The 1223-nt window shown below is 52.7% G+C and carries 2 protein-coding genes; both read left to right on the forward strand.

Features of this window, described 5'->3' with window-relative positions; all coding sequences use genetic code 11:
• The first annotated feature begins 160 nt into the window (after positions 1-160).
• Entirely contained in the window at positions 161-313 is a 153-nt protein-coding gene (locus ACOTXF_RS23735) for a Hok/Gef family protein (protein ID WP_047746747.1), read from the forward strand.
• Positions 314-434: 121 nt separating this feature from the next.
• Positions 435-1109, forward strand: a complete 675-nt coding sequence (locus ACOTXF_RS23740) for a tetratricopeptide repeat protein (protein ID WP_008500036.1) — start codon at positions 435-437, stop codon at positions 1107-1109.
• The last annotated feature ends 114 nt before the right edge of the window (positions 1110-1223 follow it).

The following is a 1223-nucleotide window of genomic DNA, read 5'->3' on the forward strand; positions in this document are numbered from 1 at the left end:
AAATTAAAAGGTCTGAGTCCAATTGAATATCGAACCCAGACCTATGTGCCTCGTGTTTAACTGTCCAACTTTTTGGGGTCAGTACAACCCGAGGCTACTCCCTCAACTCCAACAGGTTGAGAGTAGCCTCTTATTCTTTTTTTGACAAGGAGTAAAAGGCATGACGCCATTAAAAACTGCGTTAGGCATCGTCTTTATTGTTTGCCTGACGATAGTGATCTTTATCTTTATTACTCGCGGCAGGCTCTGCGAGTTTTCAATAAAGAGTGAGCATCAGGAGGTGGCGGCTAAATTAGCCTGCAACCCAGGCTAACCTCTACGGGCGGAACAACGGTTCCGCCCGGCTTGTAGGATGCTGAGGTCTTAATGCACCCATTTTTTTCTTTTGCGCCCGCGATTATACTGCGCGGCGTGTACCCAGATGATAAGAATCCATGAAAGCCATTTTTCTGTTGTTAGTGTTTTTAACATCCTTCGCCCGCGCCGATGAGATAGGCAGCCAGTATCGGAAACAGGCGGAAGCCGGTGATGCGCGTGCCCAGTATTATCTTGCCGATACGTACTTCAGCTCCGGCGACAGCAAGCAGGCCGCGCTGTGGGCCGAGAAAGCCGCGAAAGGCGGCGATGTCGACGCCATGGGGTTGCTCTCGCAAATCCTCTTTACGCAGGGCGATTACTCACAGGCCAAAGCCCTGGCCCAACAGGCAAACATTGCTGGCAGCAAACGCGGCGCGATCATGCTGGCGCGCATTCTGGTGAATACTCAGGCGGGGAAAACTGACTATCCCCAGGCCATCAGACTGCTGCACACGGCAACCGAAGATATCGACAGCGACTCTGCGGTCGATGCACAGCTGCTGCTGGGGCTGATTTATGCCAACGGCGTCGAAGTAGCGCAGGATGACGTGCAGGCCGCCTCGTGGTTCAAGCGAAGTTCAGCCCTTTCGCGTACGGGCTACGCCGAGTACTGGGCAGGGATGTTGTTCAGGCAGGGGGAGAAAGGCTTTATCACGCCAAATAAGCAGAAAGCGCTGTACTGGTTAAACCTGAGCTGTACGGAAGGGTTTGATACGGGGTGCGAAGAGTTTGATGCGTTGAGCGGGGAGTAAACCATTGCCCGGTGGCGCTGGGTATGAACCGGAAACATGGGTAACACTTTAGACCGGATACATGGGTAACAGTTATAACTGGCATAGAAGAGGAGACTCGCTATGCCCTGGACT

The organism is Enterobacter cloacae complex sp. IR53041, from assembly GCF_049238285.1.
In the GTDB taxonomy this organism is placed as follows: Bacteria; Pseudomonadota; Gammaproteobacteria; order Enterobacterales; family Enterobacteriaceae; genus Enterobacter; species Enterobacter roggenkampii.